Origin of the sequence: Comamonas sp. Z3, from assembly GCF_008121565.1 — a bacterium.
In the GTDB taxonomy this organism is placed as follows: domain Bacteria; phylum Pseudomonadota; class Gammaproteobacteria; order Burkholderiales; family Burkholderiaceae_C; genus Comamonas; species Comamonas brasiliensis.
Window position 1 is genome coordinate 188527 of the sequence record NZ_VOQU01000008.1, and the last position, 24586, is coordinate 213112.

At 62.2% G+C, this 24586-nt stretch carries 24 protein-coding genes; 20 read left to right on the plus strand and 4 right to left on the minus strand.

Annotation, left to right across the window (positions count from 1 at the left end; all coding sequences use genetic code 11):
* The first annotated feature begins 2 nt into the window (after positions 1-2).
* The 19 genes from bamB (at position 3) to FSY59_RS22685 (ending at position 20445) form a co-directional block, all read left to right on the plus strand.
* The gene (gene bamB / locus FSY59_RS22595) at positions 3-1178 is read left to right on the plus strand and encodes an outer membrane protein assembly factor BamB (protein WP_148729731.1); all 1176 of its coding nucleotides are present in this window, start codon (positions 3-5) and stop codon (positions 1176-1178) included.
* 15 nt (positions 1179-1193) lie between these two features.
* Positions 1194-2534 (plus strand): ribosome biogenesis GTPase Der, encoded by a 1341-nt coding sequence (der, locus tag FSY59_RS22600; protein WP_043373998.1) that lies wholly within the window; start codon positions 1194-1196, stop codon positions 2532-2534.
* Positions 2535-2637: 103 nt separating this feature from the next.
* On the plus strand, positions 2638-2892 hold the full coding sequence (gene hfq / locus FSY59_RS22605; protein WP_003053328.1) for an RNA chaperone Hfq: 255 nt from the start codon (positions 2638-2640) through the stop codon (positions 2890-2892).
* A 101-nt stretch (positions 2893-2993) separates the two neighbouring features.
* Positions 2994-4157, plus strand: a complete 1164-nt coding sequence (gene hflX / locus FSY59_RS22610; RefSeq protein WP_187427967.1) for a GTPase HflX — start codon at positions 2994-2996, stop codon at positions 4155-4157.
* Positions 4158-4228: 71 nt separating this feature from the next.
* Positions 4229-5620 carry an FtsH protease activity modulator HflK gene (gene hflK / locus FSY59_RS22615; protein ID WP_003053332.1) on the plus strand — a complete coding sequence of 464 codons (1392 nt, stop codon included), beginning with the start codon at positions 4229-4231 and terminating at the stop codon, positions 5618-5620.
* Between the two features lie 11 nt (positions 5621-5631).
* A complete protein-coding gene (gene hflC, locus FSY59_RS22620; protein WP_003053333.1) occupies positions 5632-6522 on the plus strand; it encodes a protease modulator HflC in 891 nt (296 codons plus the stop codon).
* Between the two features lie 150 nt (positions 6523-6672).
* Positions 6673-6861, plus strand: a complete 189-nt coding sequence (locus FSY59_RS22625) for a DUF2065 family protein (RefSeq protein WP_003053334.1) — start codon at positions 6673-6675, stop codon at positions 6859-6861.
* Positions 6862-6954: 93 nt separating this feature from the next.
* A complete protein-coding gene (locus FSY59_RS22630) occupies positions 6955-8103 on the plus strand; it encodes an ATP phosphoribosyltransferase regulatory subunit (protein WP_003053335.1) in 1149 nt (382 codons plus the stop codon).
* Positions 8104-8140: 37 nt separating this feature from the next.
* Complete coding sequence (locus tag FSY59_RS22635) at positions 8141-9517, plus strand: adenylosuccinate synthase (RefSeq protein WP_148729733.1); 1377 nt, start codon at positions 8141-8143, stop codon at positions 9515-9517.
* 40 nt (positions 9518-9557) lie between these two features.
* Positions 9558-10082 (plus strand): phosphoribosyltransferase, encoded by a 525-nt coding sequence (locus tag FSY59_RS22640; protein ID WP_003053337.1) that lies wholly within the window; start codon positions 9558-9560, stop codon positions 10080-10082.
* A 281-nt stretch (positions 10083-10363) separates the two neighbouring features.
* Positions 10364-11545, plus strand: coding sequence for a YncE family protein (locus FSY59_RS22645; RefSeq protein WP_003053338.1), 1182 nt, complete (start codon positions 10364-10366; stop codon positions 11543-11545).
* A 71-nt stretch (positions 11546-11616) separates the two neighbouring features.
* Complete coding sequence (locus FSY59_RS22650) at positions 11617-12462, plus strand: polysaccharide deacetylase family protein (RefSeq protein WP_080990272.1); 846 nt, start codon at positions 11617-11619, stop codon at positions 12460-12462.
* 3 nt (positions 12463-12465) lie between these two features.
* Positions 12466-13446 carry a sterol desaturase family protein gene (locus FSY59_RS22655; RefSeq protein ID WP_148729734.1) on the plus strand — a complete coding sequence of 327 codons (981 nt, stop codon included), beginning with the start codon at positions 12466-12468 and terminating at the stop codon, positions 13444-13446.
* A 14-nt stretch (positions 13447-13460) separates the two neighbouring features.
* Entirely contained in the window at positions 13461-14339 is an 879-nt protein-coding gene (locus FSY59_RS22660; protein ID WP_003053344.1) for an EI24 domain-containing protein, read from the plus strand.
* 320 nt (positions 14340-14659) lie between these two features.
* The gene (gene glnA / locus FSY59_RS22665) at positions 14660-16075 is read left to right on the plus strand and encodes a type I glutamate--ammonia ligase (protein WP_003053345.1); all 1416 of its coding nucleotides are present in this window, start codon (positions 14660-14662) and stop codon (positions 16073-16075) included.
* Between the two features lie 179 nt (positions 16076-16254).
* Positions 16255-16767, plus strand: a complete 513-nt coding sequence (locus FSY59_RS22670) for a hypothetical protein (RefSeq protein WP_148729735.1) — start codon at positions 16255-16257, stop codon at positions 16765-16767.
* A gap of 36 nt (positions 16768-16803) precedes the next feature.
* Complete coding sequence (gene glnL / locus FSY59_RS22675) at positions 16804-17913, plus strand: nitrogen regulation protein NR(II) (RefSeq protein WP_003053347.1); 1110 nt, start codon at positions 16804-16806, stop codon at positions 17911-17913.
* 46 nt (positions 17914-17959) lie between these two features.
* Positions 17960-19510: a nitrogen regulation protein NR(I) gene (gene ntrC / locus FSY59_RS22680; protein ID WP_003053348.1), complete on the plus strand. Its 1551-nt coding sequence runs from the start codon at positions 17960-17962 to the stop codon at positions 19508-19510.
* A gap of 185 nt (positions 19511-19695) precedes the next feature.
* Entirely contained in the window at positions 19696-20445 is a 750-nt protein-coding gene (locus tag FSY59_RS22685; protein WP_235214180.1) for a hypothetical protein, read from the plus strand.
* 11 nt (positions 20446-20456) lie between these two features.
* Here the strand turns inward: FSY59_RS22685 and xth are convergent, their stop codons facing one another.
* Complete coding sequence (gene xth, locus FSY59_RS22690) at positions 20457-21233, minus strand: exodeoxyribonuclease III (RefSeq protein WP_043376652.1); 777 nt, start codon at positions 21231-21233, stop codon at positions 20457-20459.
* 273 nt (positions 21234-21506) lie between these two features.
* On the opposite strand from xth, the gene FSY59_RS22695 reads away from it, so the two are divergent.
* Entirely contained in the window at positions 21507-21713 is a 207-nt protein-coding gene (locus FSY59_RS22695) for a DUF333 domain-containing protein (protein ID WP_043373983.1), read from the plus strand.
* Between the two features lie 109 nt (positions 21714-21822).
* Here the strand turns inward: FSY59_RS22695 and FSY59_RS22700 are convergent, their stop codons facing one another.
* The 3 genes from FSY59_RS22700 to FSY59_RS22710 form a co-directional block, all read right to left on the minus strand.
* Entirely contained in the window at positions 21823-22905 is a 1083-nt protein-coding gene (locus FSY59_RS22700) for a metallophosphoesterase (protein ID WP_148729736.1), read from the minus strand.
* Positions 22906-23103: 198 nt separating this feature from the next.
* Positions 23104-23607 carry a dihydrofolate reductase gene (locus FSY59_RS22705; protein WP_148729737.1) on the minus strand — a complete coding sequence of 168 codons (504 nt, stop codon included), beginning with the start codon at positions 23605-23607 and terminating at the stop codon, positions 23104-23106.
* Positions 23608-23730: 123 nt separating this feature from the next.
* Positions 23731-24561: a thymidylate synthase gene (locus FSY59_RS22710; RefSeq protein WP_003053357.1), complete on the minus strand. Its 831-nt coding sequence runs from the start codon at positions 24559-24561 to the stop codon at positions 23731-23733.
* Positions 24562-24586 lie beyond the last annotated feature (25 nt).

Sequence of the window (24586 nt, forward strand, 5' to 3'; positions counted from 1 at the left end):
TCTTGAAGACTTTTGCCCATCGAGTGAAGTCCGCTGCTCCCGCAGCGCAATCCGCAGCCCGCGTGCTGGTGCTGACCGCAGTGGCCGCGTCGCTGGCTGCCTGCTCCATGTTCGGCGGCAAGGACAAGCCCAAGCCACAGGATCTGGGGCCCAACCCCGCCAAGATCGCCGTGCACCAGGCCTGGTCCGCCAAGCTGGGCAGCGAAGTGCCTCTGGCCATGCCTGCGCTGGTGCAGGGCAATACCGTCACCGTGGTCACCAAGGACGGCAGCGTCACCACGCTGGACGGCAATACCGGCAGCCAGCTGGGCAAGTTCAGTGCGGGCGAGCCGCTGACCACCGGTGTGGGCAGCGACGGCCAGCGCACGGCGGTGGTCACGCGCAGCAACCAGCTCATGGTGTTTGCCGAAGGCAAGCAGCTGTGGAAGAACAATCTGAACGCCGCCGTCTACACGCCGCCCCTGGTGGCCGGTGGGCGTGTGTTCGTGATGGCCGCTGACCGCTCGCTGGCGGCCTTCGATGCCAACACCGGTCGTGAGCTGTGGTCTGTCGAAGGCCCCAGCAATGAACCGCTTATTCTGCGCCAGCCCGGCGTTTTGCAGGCCGTTGGTAATAATCTGGTGGTGGGCGTGTCCGGACGTCTGGCCGGTGTCGATCCCGACAATGGCTCGGTGCGCTGGATGGCGCCTCTGGCCGCACCGCGCGGCACCAACGATGTGGAGCGACTGGTGGATCTGGTCGGTCCCGTAAGCCGTGTGGACAGCAGCGTCTGCGCACGTGCCTTCCAGGCCTCGGTGGGTTGCGTGGATGTGAGCACGGCCAATGTGCGCTGGACGCAGACCTCCAAGGGCAGCGATGGCGTGGCCGGTGACGAGCAGGCTGTGTTCGGCGCCGAAAGCAATGGCACGGTACAGGCATGGAATCGTGCAGACGGTCAGCGTCTGTGGTCCATCGACAAGCTGCAGTACCGCAAGCTGACGGCACCTCTGGTGCTGGGCCGCTCCGTGGTGCTGGCCGATGATTTGGGGACGGTGCATATGCTCTCGCGTGAAGATGGCTCTGCACTGGCCCGTTTGGAAACTGACAAGGCAGGAGTTGCCACTTCCCCGGTTGTTGCCGCCAATACTCTGGTGGTCGTCAGCCGAAGCGGAACTGTGTATGGCTTCAAGCCGGATTGATAGGTTGTTTTTGGAATGAAGCCAGTTATTGCCCTGGTAGGGCGCCCGAATGTGGGCAAGTCGACGCTGTTCAATCGACTCACGAAGTCGAGGGATGCCATCGTCGCCGACTTTGCAGGGCTGACGCGTGACCGCCATTACGGCCAGGGCCGTCAGGGCAAGCATGAGTACATCGTCATCGACACGGGCGGTTTCGAGCCGGACGCGTCGCGCGGCATCTTCAAGGAGATGGCCAAGCAGACGCAGCAAGCCGTGGCGGAAGCCGATGTCGTGATCTTCGTGCTGGATGCGCGCGCCGGTCTGTCCGGTCAGGATCACGAGATCGGCAACTACCTGCGCCGTCTGGGCAAGCCCACCATGCTGGTGGCCAACAAGGCCGAAGGCATGAAGGATGGTGCGCAGCTGTCCGAGTTCTATGAGCTGGGCCTTGGCGAGGTCGTGCCCGTGTCTGCAGCCCATGGTCAGGGTGTGCGCAGCCTGGTCGATGCAGCCCTGGGTCTGCTGAACCTGCCCGAGCCCGAAGAGGAAGCTTTTGGCGAGGAAGACCAGAAGCCCGTGCGTCTGGCGGTGGCGGGCCGTCCCAACGCCGGCAAGTCCACGCTGATCAACACCTGGCTGGGTGAAGAGCGCCTGGTGGCTTTCGACATGCCCGGCACCACGCGCGATGCGATCACCGTGCCTTTCGAACGCAACGGCCAGAAGTTCGAACTGATCGACACCGCCGGCCTGCGTCGCAAGGGCAAGGTGTTTGAAGCCATCGAGAAGTTCTCGGTGGTCAAGACGCTGCAGGCCATCGAAGGCGCCAACGTGGTGCTGCTGCTGATCGATGCCACGCAGGGCGTGACCGACCAGGACGCCCATATCGCCGGCTATATCCTGGAGAGCGGCCGCTCTGTGGTGCTGGCCATCAACAAATGGGATGCCGTCGATGACTACCAGCGCCAGATGCTGGAGCGCTCCATCGAGACACGCCTGTCCTTTCTGAAGTTCGCGCCGCTGCACTTCATCTCGGCACAGAAGCGCCAGGGTCTCGAGCCGCTGTGGAAATCCATCATCCAGGCCCATCGTGCAGCCACCTGCAAGATGCCTACGCCGGTGCTGACACGCATCCTGATGGAATCGATCCAGTTCCAGACGCCCAAGAAGGTGGGGGCCTATCGTCCCAAGATGCGCTATGCCCACCAGGGCGGCATGAACCCGCCCATCATCGTGATCCACGGCAATTCGCTGGAGCTGGTCACCGATGCCTACAAGCGCTTCCTGGAAGGTCGTTTCCGCAAGGAGTTCAATTTGGTCGGCACCCCGTTGCGCATCGACTTGAAAACCTCTCATAATCCTTACGCCGACAAGGATTAATTGCAGTCTGCTTGCGCCTGGGGAAAACCCTTTTCGCTGTTTTCCCCGGGCTCTGTGGTAATGTGTCGGTTTACAACAACACTCTTCGAACACGGAGAATATCGTGAGCAATAAAGGTCAACTCCTCCAAGATCCGTTCCTGAACGCACTGCGTCGTGAACATGTGCCCGTTTCCATCTACCTGGTCAACGGCATCAAGCTGCAGGGCCAAATCGAGTCGTTCGACCAATACGTGGTGCTTCTGCGCAACACCGTGACCCAGATGGTTTACAAGCACGCCATCTCCACCATCGTTCCCGGCCGTGCCGTGAACTTCTCGGCCGCTACGCCGGCTGACAACGACGCCCCCGCTGCCTAAGCTTTCTTGCGTCAACGCCCGCCGGCCAGCCCGGCGCGGCTCTTACCCTACGGGACAGGTATTTGAGTTCTGAATCCTTTGAACGTTCCGCGTCTGCGCCAGTGCTGCTGGTGGGCGTGGATTTTGGTGTTCCCCATTTCGACGACGAGCTGGAAGAGCTGGGCTTGCTGGCCCAGACCGCTGGCTTGCACCCCGTGGCGCGCTTGACCTGCAAGCGCAAAGCCCCCGATCCCGCGCTGTTCGTGGGCAGCGGCAAGGCGGATGAAATCCGCATGCTGGCCCAGATGCATGGCGCCAAGGAAGTCTGGTTCGACCAGGCCCTGAGCCCGGCGCAGCAGCGCAATCTGGAGCGCCATATCCAGATGCCGGTCAACGACCGGACCATGCTGATTCTCGAAATCTTCGCCCAGCGTGCGCGCAGCCATGAAGGCAAGCTGCAGGTGGAGCTGGCTCGTCTGCAGTACATCAGCACGCGCCTGGTGCGCCGCTGGAGCCACCTGGAGCGTCAGGCCGGCGGTATCGGTGGCCGTGGCGGCCCCGGTGAAAAGCAGATCGAGCTGGATCGCCGCATGATTGATGATGCCATCAAGCGCACCAAGGAGCGCCTGAAAAAGGTCAAGAAGCAGCGTTCCACGCAAAGACGCCAGCGCTCGCGTCGCGAAGTTTTCAATATTTCCCTGGTCGGCTATACCAATGCCGGCAAATCCACGCTGTTCAATGCCATGGTGAAGGCTCGCGCCTATGCCGCAGATCAGCTGTTTGCCACGCTGGATACGACCACCCGGCAGATGTACCTCGCGGAGGCCGAGGAGTCGGTTTCCCTGTCGGATACCGTCGGTTTTATTCGTGACTTGCCGCACGGTCTGGTGGATGCCTTCCAGGCCACCTTGCAGGAGGCGATTGACGCCGATCTGCTGCTGCATGTCGTGGATGCATCGAACCCCGGATTCCCGGAACAAATACAACAAGTCCAAAAAGTTCTGGGTGAAATCGGGGCCGATGATGTGCCCCAGATTCTGGTTTTCAACAAGCTGGATGCCATTGAGCCCGAGCGTCAGCCTGCCGTGCTGCAGGATATGTATGAGCTCGATGGCGTGCCGGTGCCGCGTGTGTTTGTCAGTGCTCGCTCGGGGCAGGGGCTCGCGCAGCTGCGGCAGATGTTGGCTGACCGGGTTTTGCAGGTACGTGAAGAGGCGGCACGCGAAGAAGTCGAGGGGCAGGACGATACGTACTGGATGTCCCCTGATGACGACGCGCAATACTAGGGGCTTGCGTCCCTATTGGGCACAATGCTTGCCATGGTCCATGTCTTTTTGAAAACACAGAGACGTCTCGCATGAATTTTTCACAACGCGTCCATCGCCTGGCGATGCTGCCGCAACGCATTCGCGGGATGTTCAATTTGAACGATCCGCGCTGGGGTCGTGGCGACAACAACAACGAAGATAGCTCCAAGCCGGACAGCTCGGCACCTGAAGGGGAGCGTCCTCCGGTGCCGCCCGCGCCCGAGCAACGTCCCCGTCCTTCCTCTTCCCAGCAAGGCCAGCCGCCTGATCTGGAAGAGGTGTGGCGCGACCTCAACCGCAAGCTTTCCGGCCTGTTCGGCGGCGGCTCCGGCAATGGCCGCGGCGTGCCTCCGAGCCGCAGCGGCGGCCAGCCCGGCGAGCCTTTCAATCCCGGCAAGGGCATTTTCCTGATCGCCGGCGTGGCCGTGCTGATCTGGCTGGGTACGGGCTTCTTCATCGTGCAGGAAGGCCAGCAGGCCGTCATCACGCAGTTCGGCAAGTACAAGGGCACCGTGGGCGCCGGCTTCAACTGGCGTCTGCCTTATCCCATCCAGAAGCATGAGCTGGTCTACGTTTCGCAGATTCGCTCGGCCGAAGTGGGTAGCGACAATATCGTGCGTGGCACGGGATTGCGGGCATCGGCCATGTTGACCGAGGACGAGAACATCGTCGAGATCAAGTTTGCCGTGCAGTACCGCCTGAGCAATGCGCGCGACTGGCTGTTCGAGAGCCGCAATCCCTCCGAGGCCGTGGTTCAGGTGGCGGAGTCCGCCGTGCGCGAAGTCGTCGGCAAGATGAAGATGGATGCGGCCCTGTCCGAGGAGCGCGACCAGATTGCCCCACGCGTGCGTGATCTGATGCAGACCATTCTGGACCGCTACCAGATCGGCGTTGAAGTGGTGGGCATCAATATGCAGCAGGGAGGCGTGCGTCCGCCCGAGCAGGTGCAGGCCTCGTTCGACGATGTGCTCAAGGCCGGTCAGGAGCGCGAGCGCGCCAAGAACGAAGCCCAGGCCTATGCCAACGATGTGGTGCCGCGTGCTGCGGGTGCTGCCGCACGTCTGGGTGAAGAGGCTGCGGGCTACAAGTCCAAGATCGTGGCCCAGGCACAGGGCGATGCAGGGCGCTTCAGCTCGCTGTATTCCGAATACCAGAAGGCCCCTCAGGTCACGCGTGACCGCCTCTACATCGACGCGATGCAGCAGGTCTATACCAATGTGACCAAGGTTCTGGTTGAGTCGCGCCAGGGCTCCAATCTGCTGTATCTGCCGCTGGACAAGATCATGCAGAACGTGACCGGCAATGCGGCTGCTCCTGCTGCGTCGGGTGATGCAGCTGCCGGCGGCGCCGCTTCGGCTCCAGCCAACGTACGTGTAGTTCCCAATCCCGCCGGTGACGCCCGCAGCCGCGATGCGCGCAGCCGTGACCGTGACGCACGCTAGGAGAGAATGCAGTGAATCGAATCGGATTTTTTGTCACCAGCATTCTCGTGGTGCTGGCCTTGCTGAGCTCCACCCTGTTCGTGGTTGATCAGCGTCAGTTCGGTGTGGTCTATGCGCTGGGGCAGATCAAGGAAGTGATCACCGAGCCGGGGCTCAACTTCAAGCTGCCGCCTCCGCTGCAGAACGTGCGCTATATCGACAAGCGTCTGCTGACGCTCGACAGCACCGATACCGAGCCCATGCTCACCGCCGAGAAGCAGCGTGTGGTCATTGACTGGTATGTGCGCTGGCGCATTTCCGAGCCCTCGGAATACATCCGTAACGTGGGCCTGGATGAATCTGCCGGTGCCATGCAGCTCAACCGCGTGGTGCGCAATGCCTTCCAGGAAGAGATCAATCGCCGCACCGTGCGCGAGCTGCTGTCTTCCAAGCGCGAAGGGCTGATGACTGATGTCAAGCGTGAGGTTCTGGAAACCGTGCGCGGCTCCAAGCCCTGGGGCGTGGACATCGTCGATGTGCGTATCACCCGCGTGGACTACGCCGAGACCATCACCGAGTCCGTCTACCGCCGTATGGAGGCAGAGCGCAAGCGCGTGGCCAACGAACTGCGCTCCACGGGCGCCGCCGAAGGTGAGAAGATCCGCGCCGAGGCCGATCGTCAGCGGGACGTCATCATTGCCAATGCTTACCGCGATGCCCAGAAGGTCAAGGGCGAGGGCGATGCCGAAGCCGCACGGGTCTATGCAGAATCCTTTGGCAAGGACCCGCAGTTTGCGCAGTTCTATCGCAGCCTGGACGCTTACAAGGAGAGCTTCTCCAAGAAGAGCGACGTGATGGTGCTTGACCCGTCGCAAAGCGACTTCTTCAAGACCTACCGCAATGGCGGTGCCGCTGGCAAATAAAAGCCCAGGCTTGCGCAGGTTCGGATCAGGCATGGTTTTCTGTCGATAGCAATGCCTGCTGCGCCTCCTCTTTTGCGCAAGTTCCGATAGCTTTGACAACGACGAAAGCAATGGCCCCTCGAGGGCCATTGCCTATTGGGGGGGATGGCAATGGATTGGCTGGAGACACTGGGCCTGGCGCTGGCCCTGTTGCTGGTGCTGGAAGGCTTGCTGCCGCTGTTCGCGCCCGGGTTGTGGCGGCAGCTGTTTACCCAGCTGATGCAGCTCAGGGATGGACAGCTGCGCTTTTGCGGACTGCTCTGTATCGCAGCAGGCGCCATCATGCTGATGCTGCTATGAATACTGCCGATACTGGCTAGGCCTTAGCGGTCAAATTGGGCAGGGCTGGCAAAGCCGGTAGAATCGCATTTTTAACAGCCTCCCCATTTCTCCATGTCTGCTTGGGTCCTGCCGGATCACATTGCCGATGTTTTGCCCTCAGAGGCACGGCACATCGAAGAATTGCGTCGAGGATTGCTCGATACTGCGCGCAGCTATGGCTATGAACTTGTCATGCCACCCATGCTGGAGTATCTGGAGTCCTTGCTGACGGGTACAGGCGAAGCTCTTGCCCTTCAAACCTCCAAACTGATTGACCAGCTCTCCGGTCGCACCATGGGTCTGCGCGCCGACATGACGCAGCAGGTGGCCCGTATCGATGCGCATCTGCTCAATCGCAAGGGCGTGACCCGTCTGTGCTACTGCGGCCCCGTCGTCCATGCACGCCCCGACCGTCCGCGTGCCACGCGTGAGCCGTTCCAGTTCGGTGCCGAGCTCTATGGCCACGAAGGCCTGGAAGCCGACCTCGAAGCCCTGCATCTGGCCCTGGACTGCCTCAAGGGCGCGGGCGTCAAGGACGTCATCGTGGATCTGGCCGACGTGCGCATCGTGCGCAGCCTGCTGGCCGGCGTGATGGTGGACGAGCAGGTGCTGCGAGGCGTGCATGCGGCCCTGGCCTCCAAGGACGCAACCGAGCTGGCCCAGTTGACCCGCGATTTCCCCGAGGCCTCGCGTGAAGGCCTGATGGCGCTGCTGCAGCTGTACGGCGGCATGGAAGTGCTCGATCAAGCTGAAAAGCTGCTGGATCGCACTGCCGGCGTGCGCAATGTGCTGTCACATCTGCGCTGGCTGGTGCAGCGACTCGATGGCGTCAAGGTCAGTTTCGACCTGGCCGATCTGCGTGGCTACTCCTACTACAGCGGTACGCGCTTTGCCATCTATGTGCCCGGCGGCAGCGATGCGCTGGTGCGCGGTGGCCGTTACGACGAAGTCGGTGCAGTGTTCGGGCGCAACCGTCCCGCTGCCGGCTTCAGTCTTGATATCAAACAACTGGTGGCTGTCGTGCCCGAGCGTCCGCTCAAGGCTGCCATTCGCGCTCCCTGGGGCGATGACGTGCAAGTGGCTGCCGCCATTGCCGCATTGCGCCAGCAGGGCGAGACGGTGGTCTGCGTGCTGCCAGGGCATGAAAGCGAAGTGGACGAGTTCCACTGCGACCGTGAGCTTGCCAATGTTGGCGGGCAATGGGTCGTGCAAGCCATTTAAGGCATTTGACTAATTCTTCGATTTATCGGATTGGAATATGAATACATCCAAAGGTCGCAATGTGGTCGTCGTCGGCACCCAGTGGGGTGACGAGGGCAAGGGCAAGCTGGTCGACTGGCTGACCGAAAGCGCCAACGGCGTCGTGCGTTTCCAGGGCGGCCACAACGCGGGTCACACACTGGTCATCAACGGCGTGAAGACGGCTCTGCACCTGATTCCCAGCGGCATCATGCGCCCCGGCGTGAAGTGTTACATCGGCAACGGTGTGGTGCTCTCCGTGGGCAAGCTGTTTGAAGAAATCGAAGGCCTGGAGAAGGCCGGCGTGCAAGTGCGTGACCGCCTGCGCGTGTCCGAAGCCTGCCCGCTGATCCTGCCTTTCCACCAGGCTCTGGACGTGGCCCGTGAAGCGGCCCGTGAAAAGGGTGGCGTGCAGAAGATCGGCACCACCGGCAAGGGCATTGGCCCTTCCTACGAAGACAAGATCGCCCGCCGCGCCCTGCGCGTGCAGGATCTGAAGCACCCCGAGCGCTTTGCCACCAAGCTGCGCGAGCTGCTGAGCCTGCACAACCACATTCTGGTGAATGTGCTGGGTTCCAAGAACTTCGACTTCGGCGCTGGCCTGGCTCCCTACATGAAGGACGGCGAAGTGCAGTTCGACGCCGTGTACGAAGAAGCCATGCGTCATGCCGAGCTGCTGGGGCCCATGATTGCCGATGTCTCGCGCGAGCTCAACGCGGTGCACGCCGAAGGCGGCAACCTGCTGTTCGAAGGCGCGCAAGGCACGCTGCTGGACGTGGATCACGGCACCTACCCCTATGTCACATCGTCCAACTGCGTGGCCGGCAATGCCGCCGCAGGCGCCGGCGTGGGCCCTGGTCTGCTGCACTACATCCTGGGCATCACCAAGGCCTACTGCACCCGTGTGGGCGGCGGTCCTTTCCCTACCGAGCTGGAATGGGAAAAGGAAGGCACTCCCGGCTGGGTCATGTCCACCGTGGGCGCCGAAAAGGGCGTGACCACCGGCCGTTCGCGCCGCTGCGGCTGGTTTGATGCTGCGCTGCTCAAGCGCTCGGCCCAGATCAATGGTCTGTCCGGCCTGTGCATCACCAAGCTGGACGTGCTCGACGGCATCGAAGAGCTACAACTGTGCGTGGGCTACGAACTCGACGGCGAGACGATCGACCTGCTGCCTCTGGGTGCGGACGATATCGAGCGCTGCAAGCCGATCTACGAATCCATTCCCGGCTGGACCGACTCCACCGTGGGTGTGACCGATTACGACAAGCTGCCCGTGAATGCCCGCCGCTATCTGGACCGTATCGCCGAAGTGACCGGTGTGCCCATCGCCATGGTGTCCACCAGCCCCGACCGCGATCACACCATCCTGATGCACAACCCGTACAGCCCCGCCTGATCGGGCTGGGTTTTACTGAACTTTCAAAGGAACTGTGCCCATGCTGACAGAAGACGGTAAGCACCTGTATGTGAGCTACGACGAGTACCACGGTCTCATCGAAAAGCTCGCCATCAAGATCCACCAGTCTGGCTGGGAATTCGACACCATCCTGTGCCTGGCACGCGGTGGTCTGCGTCCCGGCGACATCCTGAGCCGCATTTTCGACAAGCCTCTGGCCATCATGTCCACCAGCTCCTACCGCGCCGAGGCCGGCACGGTGCAGGGCCATCTGGACATCGGTCGTTTCATCGCCACGCCCAAGGGCGATATTTCCGGCCGCGTTCTGCTGGTGGACGATCTGGCGGACTCGGGCGCCACGCTCAAGGCCGTGATCGCCATGCTCAAGACCAACTACGCACCGATTACGGAGCTGCGCAGCGCCGTGATCTGGACTAAGGGCGTGTCGACCTTCGAGCCCGACTACTCGGTGGACTTCCTGGGCACCAATCCCTGGATTCACCAGCCTTTCGAAGGCTATGACACGCTGAATCCTGAAAAGCTGGCGGAGAAGTGGAAGGTCTGAGGACCTGGCACCGATGTTGGCAAAGGAGCCCCGTTTGGGGCTCCTTTTTTTATAGAGCAGTGATGTTCATCAATAGATGAGCAGCATGTGCCTTTATTCCAACGATTTCAGGCTTTTTTAAAGCTGTATCGTAAGAAAAACAGGCGCTAACTGCTCCTGTTTTTGAATTGTTGTCATGATGCGGCCTGCGCCGGTCAGGCAAGGTTCGCGTGGCATTTCAGCAAGCTTTGTAAACCAGAAGGCTTGTGTTGGCAGCGGCTGCATTGGCGCAGCTACACTGCATGGATTCTGAGAAGGTGGTGGTTGTGGGACGTCTTTCTATTGGGCGCACTGGCGCTGCTGTGGCATTGGTCGTGGGTGTGGGCGCCGCGGCATGGTTGGGGGCTTCGGCATTGCCCGGTTTCAAGTCTGCCAAGGCAGCTGCACCGGCGGCCGCTGCCGCTTCTGCGGTCGCTCCGACAGCCACGCCCGCAGCGCCGCTTGCAAGCAGCGCTGCGCCTGCGTCGCCTGCTGCCGTCAAGCCGGCACAGGCAGCGCGTGCCGTGCAAGGCCCCACGCCCATCTTTGTGCTGAACTCCCTGGATGCGTCCATCAGCGTGATCGATCCGCTCAGCTGGAAGGAGCAGTCGCGCATTCCAACGGGCAAGGAGCCTCATCACCTGTACCTGACGCCGGACGAGAGGTCGCTGGTGGTGGCCAATGCACTGGGCGATTCGCTGACCCTGGTGGATCCGCGCACGGGTGCCGTGCAGCGCGTGATCCGCGACATCGTGGACCCGTACCACCTGCGCTTTTCGCCGGACATGAAGTGGTTCGTCACGGCAGCCAACCGCCTCAACCACATCGATTTTTACCGCTGGGACGCGGCCACGCAGACGCCGACACTGGTCAAGCGTGTCTCCACCGGCAAGACGCCCAGCCATCTGTTCATCGACGCGCAGAGCAAGACGCTGTACTCCACCATGCAGGACAGCGATGCCCTGGTGGCCATCGATATCGCCACCCAGACCATCAAGGCTCGCGTGCCCACCGGCCCCATGCCTGCGGACGTCTACGGCAGCCCTGACGGCAAGAAGCTGTTTGTCGGCCTGACCGGCGGCGATGGCGTCGAGGTGTTCGACATCACCGGCGCCGAGCCCCGCAGCCTGGGCCAGATCAAGACGGCTGCCGGTGCACACGCCTTCCGCGCTGCCGGCGATGATCGCCACCTGTACGTGAGCAACCGCGTGGCCAATACCATCAGCAAGATCGATATGCTCAGCAGCCAGGTCGTGGCCAACTACCCGGCACCGGGCGGCCCTGACTGCATGGATGTGTCGGCCGACGGTCGCTACATCTTTGTGGCCTCGCGCTGGGCACGCAAGCTGTCGGTGATCGACACGCTAGAGAAGAAGGTGGTCAATCAGGTCAATGTGGGCAAGTCGCCCCACGGGGTCTGGACGCTGTCCCACGCTGCGCGTTGAAGCGCCTGTCCCGGCCGCACCGGAGTGGCCGGGATGCCCGGTGTTCGTGTTGACCACCTCAAGGAGGGTGGATGCAAAGACGTTGTTTCATGCTCGGCTCGCTGGCCGGCGGCCTGTCTGCCGTTCCTGCCTTCGCTTCCGAAGTTTCAAAAAAGATAGCTTCAGGTACATGCTCCAAGGCGGTTTACCTGACTTTTGACACTGGGCACATGGGCATAGCCCAGTGGGTCGCCCAGGTGCTGCAGAAGCACAAGGTTCCCGTCACCTTCTTTGCGGCCAATGAGGCCACGAAAGAGGGGGGCAGCAGTCTGGGCGACTTCTGGGCACCCTGGTGGAAGGCGCGTGCCGACGAAGGTCACCAGCTCGCGTCCCATACCTTTGACCATATGTACTGGCTGGCCGATATTCGCGACAAGGCCAGCGGGCAGGTCACGCATTTCAGGGTCAGGCCCTCGGCCGGTCCCAGGGCTGGTCAGACCTATGTGGTGTCTGCCGAAGAGTACCGGCAGGAGATTGCGCGCTCCGCCCAGCGGCTGGCCCAGATCACGGGCCGCAAGACCTTGCCGCTCTATCGTGCGCCGGGTGGCAAGACATCGCCGGCGTTGATTGCTGCGGCCCGGCAGGGCGGTTTTCAGCATGTGGGCTGGGCGCCGGCGGGCTTTCTGGGCGACGAGCTGCCCAGCGACAAATATCCGAATGAACGCTTGCTGGCCCAGGCACTCAAAAACATAGGCAGCGGCGATATCTTGCTGGCGCACCTGGGGATCTGGTCGCGTCAGGATCCATGGGCTCCGGCGGTGCTGGAGCCCTTGATTCTGGGCTTGCTGGACAGGGGTTTTTGCTTCCGTACGCTGGCCGAGCACCCGGCGTATCAGGGCTGGATCGCGCAGCAGCGCCGAGTGCTGCAAGAGGAGTGAGTCGTGGATTGGTTGGTACAGATGTTTGGAGAGGCGCAGCAACGCTTGTTTGAAGGCGTGGTGCAGCCTTTTCTGTTTCATTTCGGCATGGCGAATCTGCTGGAGGATGGCTATACCGCCACAGGCTGGCTGCTGGTGGGCTTGCTGCAGATTGCCGTCATGGTCGCGGTGATCGTGCCGCTGCAGCGCTGGAGGCCGGCCGAGCCCGTGGTCGACCGCCAGGCGATCCGTGTGGACATCCTCTATACGCTGATTCATCGGCTGGGACTTTTCCGGCTGGCCCTGTTCTTCACGGTTGACCCGCTGTGGGATTCCCTTTTGGGTACGCTTCATGTCTGGGGCTTGCCGGGCTTTCACCTTGACGACATCTGGCCGGGCGTGACGGACAACGCCTGGGTCAGCCTGCTGATGTATCTGGTCGTCTTCGATCTGGTCGAGTACTGGATTCATCGCGGCCAGCACGGCTTTACCTGGTGGTGGAAGCTGCATGCCGTGCACCACTCGCAACGTCAGATGACAGTGTGGAGCGACAACCGCAATCACCTGCTCGACGATGTGATCCATGACGCCATCATCGTGCTGGTGGCGCAGCTGATCGGCGTGGCTCCCGGGCAGTTCGTGGCCATCGTGGCCCTGACCCAGCTCAGCGAGAGCTTTCAGCACGCCAATGTGCGCATCTGGTTTGGCCAGCTGGGCGAGCGCCTGTGGATCAGCCCGCGCTTTCATCGCCGCCATCACGCCATCGGTATCGGTCACGAGCCCATGGCGCCGGTGCGCAACCAAAAGGTCCACGGCAACAACTTTGGCGTGCTCCTGCCCTGGTGGGACATGTTGTTCGGTACGGCCAATTTCGATCTGCGCTATGACCCTACGGGCATTCGCGATCAGGTGCAGGCCAATGCGAAAGGGCAGCTGCGCGACTATGGCCGCGGCTTCTGGGCGCAACAGTGGCTGGCTGTCCTACGACTGATGGGTCGCGCATAAGCCAATCCTTGAGTATGCTTGCCAGCATGAGCTTGCTACTCGACTCTTTTTGGCGTGCCTTGGCGTATTGCCTGCATAAGCGGGTCATTGTCTGGTCACTCTTGCCGCTGCTGGCCATGGCCTTGATGGCCTGGCTTCTGGGCTACTTCTTCTGGGCCGATGCGGTCCTCAAGGTGCAAAGCCTGCTGGATGGGGTGGGCTGGCTGCACTCCCTGTGGCTGTGGCTGCAGGAGCGTGGCGTGGGCTATGCCTCGGAGGTGGTGGCCTCCATGTTTGTGGTGCTGGGGGCCACGCCGGTTCTCGTGGTGCTTGTTTTGCTGCTGGTGGGCCTGTTCATGGCGCCCGTGCTGACGCAACTGGTGGCCGAGAAGCGCTTTGCCGGGCTGGAGAAAAAGCATGGCGGCTCCACCGTCGCCAGCCTGCTCTGGTCGGGCGGCTCCACGCTGATTGCGCTGCTGGCCCTTTTCGTCACCCTGCCGCTATGGGTGTTTCCGCCGCTAATGCTGGTGGTCGCACCCTTGATCTGGGGTTGGCTCACTTACCGGGTCATGGCGTTTGATGCCTTGTCCGAGCATGCCAGCAAGGATGAGCGCCGGGCCCTGTTTGCCCGCCACCGCATGTCGCTCATTCTCATGGGGGTGATCTGCGGCTATCTGGGCGCAGCGCCCGGTGTGGTCTGGATTTCCGGGCTGCTGTTTCTGGCTGCTTTCTGGATTCTGGTGCCCATTGCCATCTGGATCTATGCGCTGGTGTTTGCCTTCTCTGCGCTGTGGTTCGCTCACTTCTGTCTGGCGGCGCTGGAACAGATGAGGGCGCAAACCATGCCGAGTACTGCCGATCCCCAGGTACCGTTCGCACCTGGTGCAGATGATGCCGCTTCGGTTGCTCGCTGAGAGCGCTTGCCGCCGGGCCAATCGTGCCTCGTGCACCAAAAACAACCCAGTTCATAAAATGCACCACATTGGTGCGTTCATTTTCACCAAGATGGTGCATCTGAGAAATGCGTGCCGGCAGTGAGACAATGCGCGTCGGTTTGGTGCAGTTTGCCGATGCGGCGCTGCTAAATGCTTATGTCTTGTGGCGAGTAGCTTGCTGCAAGAGCTCGATTTCAGTGCACGGATGCTGGGATGAGGTGCTGAAGCAGAGTTGGCACGCAAACTGCTAGATACTATTCATTCTTTATTTGATCAGCCAAGTTGGCAGGAGAGATCTAATGGCGAAGACCGTTGCAGACGTGATGCAGATGGTGCAGGATAACGAGGTCAAATTCGTGGACCTGCGCTTTACCGATACCCGCGGCAAGGAACAGCACGTGACCGTGCCCGTGTCGCACTTCGACGAGGACAAGTTCGCCTCGGGCCATGCTTTCGACGGTTCTTCCGTTGCCGGCTGGAAAGGTATCGAAGCCTCGGACATGCAGCTGGTTCCCGATCCAAACACTGCCAACATCGATCCCTTCTTCGAAGAGACCACCCTGATTCTGCAGTGCGACGTGATCGAACCCGGTGACGGCAAGGCCTACGACCGCGATCCCCGCTCCATCGCCAAGCGCGCAGAAGCCTATCTGAAGGCTTCCGGCCTGGGCGATACCGCCTACTTCGGTCCCGAACCCGAATTCTTCATCTTCGACGGCGTGCGCTGGGGCACCGAGCCTCACAACCCCTTCTTCGAAATCGAGGAATACGAGGCTCCCTGGAACACCGGCACCAAGTTCGAGAGCGGCAACCGCGGTCACCGTCCTCGCGTCAAGGGTGGCTACTTCCCCGTGCCTCCCGTTGACAGCACCCAGGACATGCGCGCAGAGATGTCGCTGCTGCTGGAAGCCGTCGGCATCCCCGTCGAAGTGTTCCACCACGAAGTGGCCGGTGCGGGTCAGAACGAAATCGGCACACGCTTCTCGACCCTGGTCGAGCGTGCCGACTGGACGCAGCTGCAGAAGTACATCATCTGGAACGTGGCCAACACCTACGGCAAGACGGCAACCTTCATGCCCAAGCCCTATGCTGGCGATAACGGCTCCGGCATGCACGTGCACCAGTCCGTGTGGAAGGATGGCAAGAACCTGTTCGCCGGCGACGGCTATGCAGGTCTGTCCGACTTCGCCCTGTACTACATCGGCGGCATCATCAAGCACGCTCGTGCCCTGAACGCCATCACCAACCCCGGCACCAACAGCTACAAGCGTCTGGTTCCCGGCTTCGAAGCGCCCGTGAAGCTGGCTTACTCGGCCAAGAACCGCTCCGCTTCCATCCGTATTCCTTACGTCAGCAACCCCAAGGCACGTCGCGTGGAAGCCCGCTTCCCCGATCCTCTGATGAACCCCTACCTGGGTTTCGCAGCCCTGCTGATGGCCGGTCTGGACGGCGTGGAAAACAAGATCCATCCCGGCGAAGCCGCGACCAAGGATCTCTACCATCTGCCTCCCGAGGAAGACAAGCTGGTGCCTACCGTCTGCCACAGCCTGGATCAGGCTCTGGAAGCCCTGGACGCCGACCGTGCGTTCCTGACCAAGGGCGGTGTGTTCTCCGACAGCATGCTGGATGCCTACATCGAGCTGAAGATGACCGAAGTGACTCGCTATCGCCAGTCGGTGCACCCTGTCGAATATGATATGTACTTCTCGCTGTAAAGCAGAGGTTCTCAAAGGCGGCGCAAGCCGCCTTTTTTATTGCACGGGCGCTGCGCCGGACATGGCAGCAAAGGAACCAAACGGGTTGGTGGCGGTCAAGTAGTCAATAAAAGCTGCAGGCTTGGAGCGATACTCAGGGTATTGCGGACTTGCGGCCGCCGTCTGCCTGAGAGGACCGAATGAAGAAGTTTTATGTGTTGTCGTTGCTGTGTCTTGCATCCGGGCTGGTTTCTGCCCAGGATGTGATCTACCGCTGCGGCAATGAGTACACCAACAATGTTTCGCAGGCCAAGGCCAAGGGGTGCAAGCCGGTCGATGGCAGTGGCGTGACGGTGATTCACGGCACCCGTCCCTCGGGCGGCAATGCTGCTGCGGCGCCGGCCAATCCCAAGCCGGCAGGCAGCTCTGCATCGAGCCAGGCGGCCCCTGCCCGCGCCGACAGTGCCGCGCAGAAGGCGCGCGACTCCGATGCCCGCGCGATTTTGCAAGGCGAGCTGAACAAGGCCCAGGCCAGACTGGCCGAGCTCAAGGCGGAGTACAACGATGGCAATCCCGTGCGTACTGCGCTGGAGCTGCGCAATCCTCAGGGCTACCCGGAGCGGGTGGCCAAGCTCAAGGCCGATATCACCCGCCAGGAAAGTGATATCGCAGGCATCAAGCGAGAGCTGGACCGGCTGCCTGCGGTCAACTAATCCGCCCCCTGGGGCTGGTCATTTTTGGTCAATCGCATGAGTTCCACTGCAGCCCCGATTCCCGATATCTCCACGCCTGATCCGGATCAGGCCAACGGTCATGGCTACCAGTCGCTCGACTGGCTTTGCACCTTGATTGCCGTGCTTGACGAGTACGGCATGGTGCGCTTCGTCAATGCGGCGCTGGAAAATGCCCTGGGCCAGTCGCGCCGCATCATGGTCGGCAGTGACTTCGCCACCTGCTTTGCCGAGCCAGCCCTGCTGGACAAGGCGCTCAGCGGAGCCCGTTCCAACGACTTTGCGGCGCTGCGCTTCGAGGCCAGCCTGCTGCGCCTGGGTCAGGAGCCCCTGCCGATTCACGCTGCCGTCTCGCTGGCCGAGAAGGCCGGCCACGTCATGGTGGAGATGTGGCCGCTGGAACAGCAGGCCCGCCAGGATCGCGAGGAGCGCATCCGCGAACAGGCCCAGGCAAACAAGGAGCTGATTCGCAATCTGGCCCACGAGATCAAGAATCCGCTGGGCGGCATTCGCGGGGCAGCCCAGCTGCTGCAGATGGATCTGGTCATGCCCGAGCTGCTGGAGTACACCACGGTCATCATTCACGAGGCCGATCGCCTGCAGGCACTGGTGGACAGACTGCTGGCCCCGCATCGCCACCCCCACGAGGTCGGCGACGTCAACATCCACGAGGTCTGCGAGCGCGTGCGTTCACTGGTGCTGGTCGAACATCCCCAGGGACTGAGGATCACGCGTGACTATGACATCTCCATACCGGAATTCAGAGGCGACAGCGCGCAGCTGATCCAGGCCCTGCTCAATATCGTTCAGAACGCGGCCCAGGCGCTGGGGCGGCGCATTGCAGAAGGCGATGCCGAGATCATCCTGAGGACGCGTGTGGCCAGACAGGTCACTTTGGGGCGTGAGCGCTACAGATTGGCACTGGAATTGCATGTAATCGACAACGGGTCAGGCGTGCCGGATGCCATCAAGGAGCGAATTTTCTATCCTTTGGTCTCGGGCCGAGATGGTGGATCCGGCCTGGGGCTGACGCTGGCTCAGACCTTTGTGCAGCGTCACCATGGCTTGATCGAATGCGAGAGCCAGCCGGGGAGGACGGATTTCCGGATCCTGATTCCGCTGCCATAAAGCCTGACATTATCAATATGCAGAAGAAGGGAAGGATGTTGCACGAATGAAGCCAATCTGGATTGTGGACGACGACCCTTCCATCCGCTTTGTGCTTGAAAAAGCACTGGGGCGCGAAGGCTGGCCCATTCGCAGCTTTACCCAGCCGCGCGATGTGCTCAAGGCCCTGGCTGATGTGGACAACAGCGATCCCGAGCGTCAGGCTCCTCAGGTGCTGGTCAGCGATATCCGCATGCCCGGCGGCTCGGGCCTTGAGCTGCTGGAGCAGGTCAGGGCGCAGCAGCCCGGCCTGCCGATGATCATCATGACCGCCTATTCCGATCTGGACAGTGCGGTCTCGGCCTTCCAGCGCGGAGCCTTCGAGTATCTGCCCAAGCCCTTCGACGTCCCCAAGGCGGTGGAGTTGATCCGGCGTGCCGTGGAGGAGAGCCAGCGCGAGGAGGTGGCCGATATCCAGGCGCCGGTGCAGGCGGAAATGCTGGGCCAGGCCCCGGCCATGCAGGACGTGTTCCGTGCCATCGGCAGACTCAGCCAGAGTCATGTCACGGTGCTGATCACCGGAGAGTCCGGTGCCGGCAAGGAGCTGGTGGCCCGGGCGCTGCACAAGCATTCTCCCGTTGCCGGCGGACCGTTCGTGGCCATCAATACCGCGGCCATTCCGAAAGACCTGCTGGAGTCCGAACTGTTCGGTCACGAGCGCGGTGCCTTTACCGGCGCGCAGACCCAGCGCCGGGGGCGTTTCGAGCAGGCCGAGGGCGGCACGCTGTTTCTCGATGAGATCGGCGACATGCCGTTCGAGCTGCAGACGCGTCTGCTGCGCGTGCTCTCCGACGGCCACTTCTACAGGGTGGGCGGACACCAGGCCGTCAAGGCCCATGTCCGCGTGATTGCCGCGACCCACCAGGACCTGGAGCTGCGTGTCAAGGATGGCGCTTTCCGCGAGGACTTGTTCCACCGTCTGAATGTGATCCGTCTGCGCCTGCCCGCGCTGCGCGAGCGCAAGGAGGACGTGCCCATGCTGACCCAGCATTTTCTGCAGCAGAGCGCACGCCAGCTGGGGGTGGAGCCCAAGCGGATGAGCACGGCCGCCATGAGCCGCCTGCAGGCCTTCAACTTTCCCGGCAATGTGCGCCAGCTGGAGAACATCTGCCATTGGCTGACCGTCATGGCGCCGGCCCAGCAGATTGCCCTCAAGGACTTGCCGCCAGAAGTGCTGGGCAGCGCGGCACCGGGCAGTGCCGCGATCTTTGCCGGCGCCCTGAGCACCGGCGTGGGCCTGGAGCCGTCCAAGACCAGTCCGCCCGAGCCGGTTGCGCTGTCCTCGCCCGGGACTGCGGCGATGTCTGCGCCCGAGGCCGCAGCGCCTTCCGGAGGCTGGTTGCAGGGGCTGGGCAAGCAGGCCGAGGAGCTGCTGTCGCAAGGCCATCATGACGTCTGGGATCAGCTGTCCCACCAGTTCGAGGCACAGCTGCTGCGAACGGCCCTGGCCGCCACGCATGGCAGGCGTGTGGAAGCGGCCAGCCGGCTCGGGATCGGCCGCAACACCATCACCCGCAAGCTGCAGGAGCTGGGGCTGGAGAACGAAAACTTTGACTGAAGCGCCGCAGTGCCCACTCGCTTTCGGCGCGGGTTTTATTCGTCCTACATGGTGCAATCACGGTTGACGACATGGAGCAGATGACGCAGGGGTAAAAATCAACAGGCTTTTTGTTGATTGGACTGTTTGCGTTGTCTGCCTTGCCCTTATCCATCTCTTTCCCGCCTGAGCCGGGGTCGAACGCCTTGTCGCCCTTGCTGCAGATGCCGGAGGCCGAAGAGGCCTTCTGGCACGAGCGCTACATGTACGAACCTTACTTTGTACCCGGGCGTGGCTTCGATCAGTACTATCCAGCCTATCTGCTGGGCTGGCAGGCTGGCTGCTATCGGCCTCGGCAGGCGGCCAGGAGCTTTGAGTCCCTGGAGCCGGAGCTGCGCCAGCATTGGTCGGCACATTGCGGGGGCAGTCTGCTGGACTGGTCTCAGGTCAGGGCTGCCGTCAAGGCGGCATGGCGCCGGGCGATCGCTCCCCCCTTGGCCAAGCCTGTCGCGGAGGTCGTGCTGGGCCAGAGGGCGAAGAGCAGCCTGGCCCTGGTGCTGCAGGCAGGACAGCGCTTTGCGCAGAGCTCCAGGCAGTTTCTGACGACTGCGGACTCCAGCATGGCGGTCGATGCGCTGCGCCGCTTTTCGAAGGACTCGCACAAGCTGGTCTCCGAGGTGGCGGAGTTGCTCGGCGGCCCTGCCGTGGAAGTGCCACCCGAGGCCGCGGATGACAGCGACAGCGGGCTGCTTGAGCGAGTACGCAAGACATGGCTTGACTATCTGGGCGTGACCTGGCTGGATGTGTTGCGGCGTCTGCAGGCCTGGCTGGAATGCGCCGAGCGCTCGGCGCAGCTGGACCTGCCTGCCAAGGCCGCCAAGCTGCTCAAGCGGCATGTGATGCTGCTGCGCGGTCAGGTGCAGGCCTTGCAGTGGCTCAGCCACGGCGCGGCCTGAGCCGTGCGGCTTCAGTCCAGTGTGACGATCACGGGAGCATGGTCGCTGGGCTGCTTGTTCTTGCGCGGAGCGCGGTCCACGCTGCAGGCGCTGACCTTGCTCCTGAGCGCTTCGCTGACCAGAATATGGTCGATGCGCAGGCCGCGATTCTTCTGAAAGCCCAGCATGCGGTAGTCCCACCAGGAGTAGCTTTTTTCCGGCTGCTCGAACATGCGGAAGGCATCGCTCAAGCCCAGCTGCAGCAGGCGCTGGAAATGGTCACGCTCTTGCACCGTATGGTGGATCGTGTCCTTGAGGCCGACGGGGTCGTAGGAGTCGCGATCTTCGGGGGCCACGTTGAAGTCCCCCACCAGCACCAAACGCGGATGCAAGGCCATCTGTTCCTTGACCCAGTCTTGCAGCGCCTGCAGCCAGCGCATCTTGTAGGCAAATTTTTCCGATCCGGGCTCCTGGCCGTTGACGAAGTAGCCGTTGATGAGGCGAACCTCGCCGGCTGGCGAGTCAATCGTGGTGGCAATGATGCGTGCCTGCTCGTCGTCAAGCCCCGGGATGTTGCGCACCACATCACGGCCCGTCTCGCGCGTGATCCAGGCCACGCCGTTATAGGTCTTTTGTCCATGGCTGACGGCCTTGTAGCCGGCTTCCTGGAAAGCCATGTGCGGGAACTTGTCATCGGTGAGCTTGAGCTCCTGCAGTCCCAGCGCATCGACAGGGTTGGCGGCAAGCCATTCCAGTACCTGCGGCAGTCGCACGGACAAAGAGTTCACATTCCAGGTGGCAATTTTCATCTTCTTCAACTTTCCTTATTTCATGCGGGTTCCAGGGGATGGCTAGCTCTAAAAAGGCCTCCAGCTACCAGCCTGGCTACCCAGGCAGAGCCCCTGGCGGGCATCGTTCTCGCAGTGACTGACAGCATAGCAAGCCTGGCCCTCTCTGAAACCGACAAGGCTGTCCACCGTATCCCTCGTGCGGCGACGCAGGCCTGAAGTCCAATGTTCCTGTGCCGGCGTTCGGGGGTTTGCTACATTGGCCCCATGAAACATGTTTCAAGCTTGGCCGGGATGGTGGTCGTCGTTGCGGCAGTCAGCGGCTGCGCGCAATCTGTTTCCATCAATTTTGGCAATCCTTCGCAAGCCAATTGCAAAAAGCAGGGCGGGGTGCTGCGCACGGAAAAAGGGGCCGTCGCCGACAAGAACACCTGTGTGCTGCCCGACGGATCGGCCTTTGAGGAGTGGGTGCAGCATGGGCGGCAGCCGCCCGCCAAATAGCCAGGGAGGCAGGCCTCGGGCATCGGCAGCGCGCCTTTCAAGCGCAGATTGACCGCAGGGGCTGGGGAGCGGAGCCGCCTGGCCAGCGTGGCCGGTGTGGCGGTCAGCCTCAGTCCCGCAGCACCACGGCCTGCTCGAAATTCTCCGATGCGGCCTGGGTGCCGTCGTCAAAGACCAGCACGCGCTCGGGCCAGCGCATGGCAGCAAGCTTGCTGCGCTGCACGGGGTTGTCGCCGCGCAGGCGGTCCAGCCAGCGGGCACCCACCGAGTAGTCCACGCAGAACACATTGCCGCGCAGACCGTGCCAGGACAGCGGGGGCGTTGCGCCAAACAGGTTTTCAAACTGCGAGCCATGCGCCGGTGCGTCGGCCGGGCGCAGGCGACGCCAGTAGTGGCCGACGATGACGGCGGGCGCTTCCTCATATTCATTCCACCAGCCCACGCGTTCGACAAAACGCCATTTGCCGCCCGCGTAAAAGGGGTTGCGGCACTCGCGCTCCACGCCGGCCGTCAGCACCTTCAGAGGGTTGACCATGGCCTTGTTGAGTTCGTTCTCGCTGTGGGCGGGCAGAAACGGCGGCTCGTGGCGATAGTCTTCCAGGCTGTAGGGCCAGCTCTGTTCTTCCTGGCGCATGCGTTCGGCCACGCATTGGGCCACGGACTGTTCTTCGGCAATCGTCTCGAAGTGGTCGTAGGCAGCGCGTGCGCTGCCGCTGGGCAACTGGCGAATCATGGCAATCTGCTCGGGCCGCCAGGCCGCATGAACAATGCGCAGATCCTCGCGCTCCAGCGCGATCGGCAGCTGGCCGAGCTGCTCGAGCATGGCGGGAGTCTGCTCGGCCGGCATGCGCGCGAAAGGCGCGTACTTGGGCTGATCGGAGTCGATGCGGCTGTCGAAGAACCAGCCCGATCCATCCTTGGCATCTTCGCGCAGCAGATTGATTTCGTGGTTGCCCAGCACCGCATGGGCCGTGCCCGAGGCCAGCATGGCGCCGACCAGCGCGAGCACCGAAGGGCTGTCCGGCCCGCGGTCGCAGAAGTCGCCGACAAACACCAGCCGCCGTCCTTCGGGGTGGTTGCCCTGGAGGTCGTAGCCCAGGTGGCCCAGCAATTGCACCAGCGCGGCGTATTCGCCGTGGATATCGCCAACGATATCGAGGGCGCCAGGAGGCAGGGGCTGGACTAGGCTCATGATGAAGGGCGATAGCTTGCGGGATTGGAGGGCTCAGGCTGCAGCAGGCTGCCTTGCCATTGTCATACGGCAGTCATGCAGTGAAGCTGACAATTGTTGCAACGCAGCACCGCTAGGGCAAGAGAGTTTTGTCTCGTGCCGGACTGCCGGCCGGCCGGTGCCGATGCGATGCCGCACGGCACGCGCCCGGGACAAGGCTCAGCCCCGGCGCTCGAAGCGCACAAAATGGTAGGGCAGGCCATTGGCGGAGACATGCTCGCTGCGGCTCACGGCCTGCCACTGCGCGCCCAGTTCCGGGGCGAAGGCATCACCTTCGAAGTCGCGGCCGATTTCGGTCACTTCCACGGCATCGGCCATTGGCAGGGCCTGGGCATAGATCTGCGCGCCGCCGATGACCCAGACGTCTTGCGAGAGCTTGCGGCCCAGCTCCAGTGCTTCGGGCAGGCTGGCGGCGCGCAGGACTTGGTCGGATGCAGGCTCGGTCTGCCAGTCGGCCTGGCGGGTGACGACGATATTGCTGCGGCCCGGCAGCGGACGGAAGCGCGCAGGCAGCGAGTCCCAGGTCTTGCGGCCCATGATGACGGCGCAGCCCCGGGTCAGCTCCTTGAAATGCGCCATGTCCTCGGGCAGGTGCCAGGGCATGGTGTTGTCCTTGCCGATAACGCCGTTGGCTGCGCGGGCGTAGATGAGTTGAATGGCCATAGCTATCAATAAAGAAGCTGCTGGCGCTTGTCAGATATGAGTTTCAGGTATGAAAATACTTGAAACCCTTTTCAATCAAGCGATAGCAGCTTTGATTTTTATAGTGATTCGAATAGCGGCAGCTTAGACCGCCACCGGCGCCTTGATGCCGGCATGGTGCTGGTAGTCCAGCACTTCGAAGTCTTCGTATTCGTAGCCGAAGATGGAGTCGGGCTTGCGCTTGATGTTCAGCGTCGGATAGGCGAAGGGCTGTCGCGACAGCTGGGTCTGCACCTGCTCGAAGTGGTTGTTGTAGATATGGCAGTCGCCGCCGGTCCAGATGAAGTCGCCCACCTCCAGGCCGCATTGCTGGGCCAGCATATGGGTCAGCAGCGCGTAGCTGGCGATGTTGAAGGGCACGCCCAGGAAGATGTCGGCGCTGCGCTGGTAGAGCTGGCAGCTGAGCTTGCCGTCGGCCACATAGAACTGGAAGAAGGAGTGGCAGGGCATGAGGGCCATCTGGTCCAGCTCGGCCACGTTCCAGGCGCTGACGATGATGCGGCGGCTGTCGGGATTGCTCTGGAGCTGCTTGACGACTTCGGCAATCTGGTCGACATGCGTGCCGTCGGCCTTGGGCCAGCTGCGCCATTGCACGCCGTAGACCGGGCCCAGGTCGCCGGTTTGCTTGTCGGCCCATTCGTCCCAGATGGTGCAGCCGCGCTCCTGCAGCCATTTCACATTGCTGTCGCCGCGCAGAAACCACAGCAGCTCCAGGATGATGGACTTCAGGTGCACCTTCTTGGTGGTGACCAGGGGGAAGCCTTCATTGAGGTTGAAGCGCATCTGGTAGCCGAACACGCTGCGCGTGCCCGTGCCCGTGCGGTCGGTCTTGGATGCGCCGTGCTCGTACACATGGCGCATGAAGGTTTCGTACTGGCAGCGCACGGGGCGCAGGGTGCAGGTGGTGGAGTTCATGGTGCAAAAAGCGGTCAAAGACTTG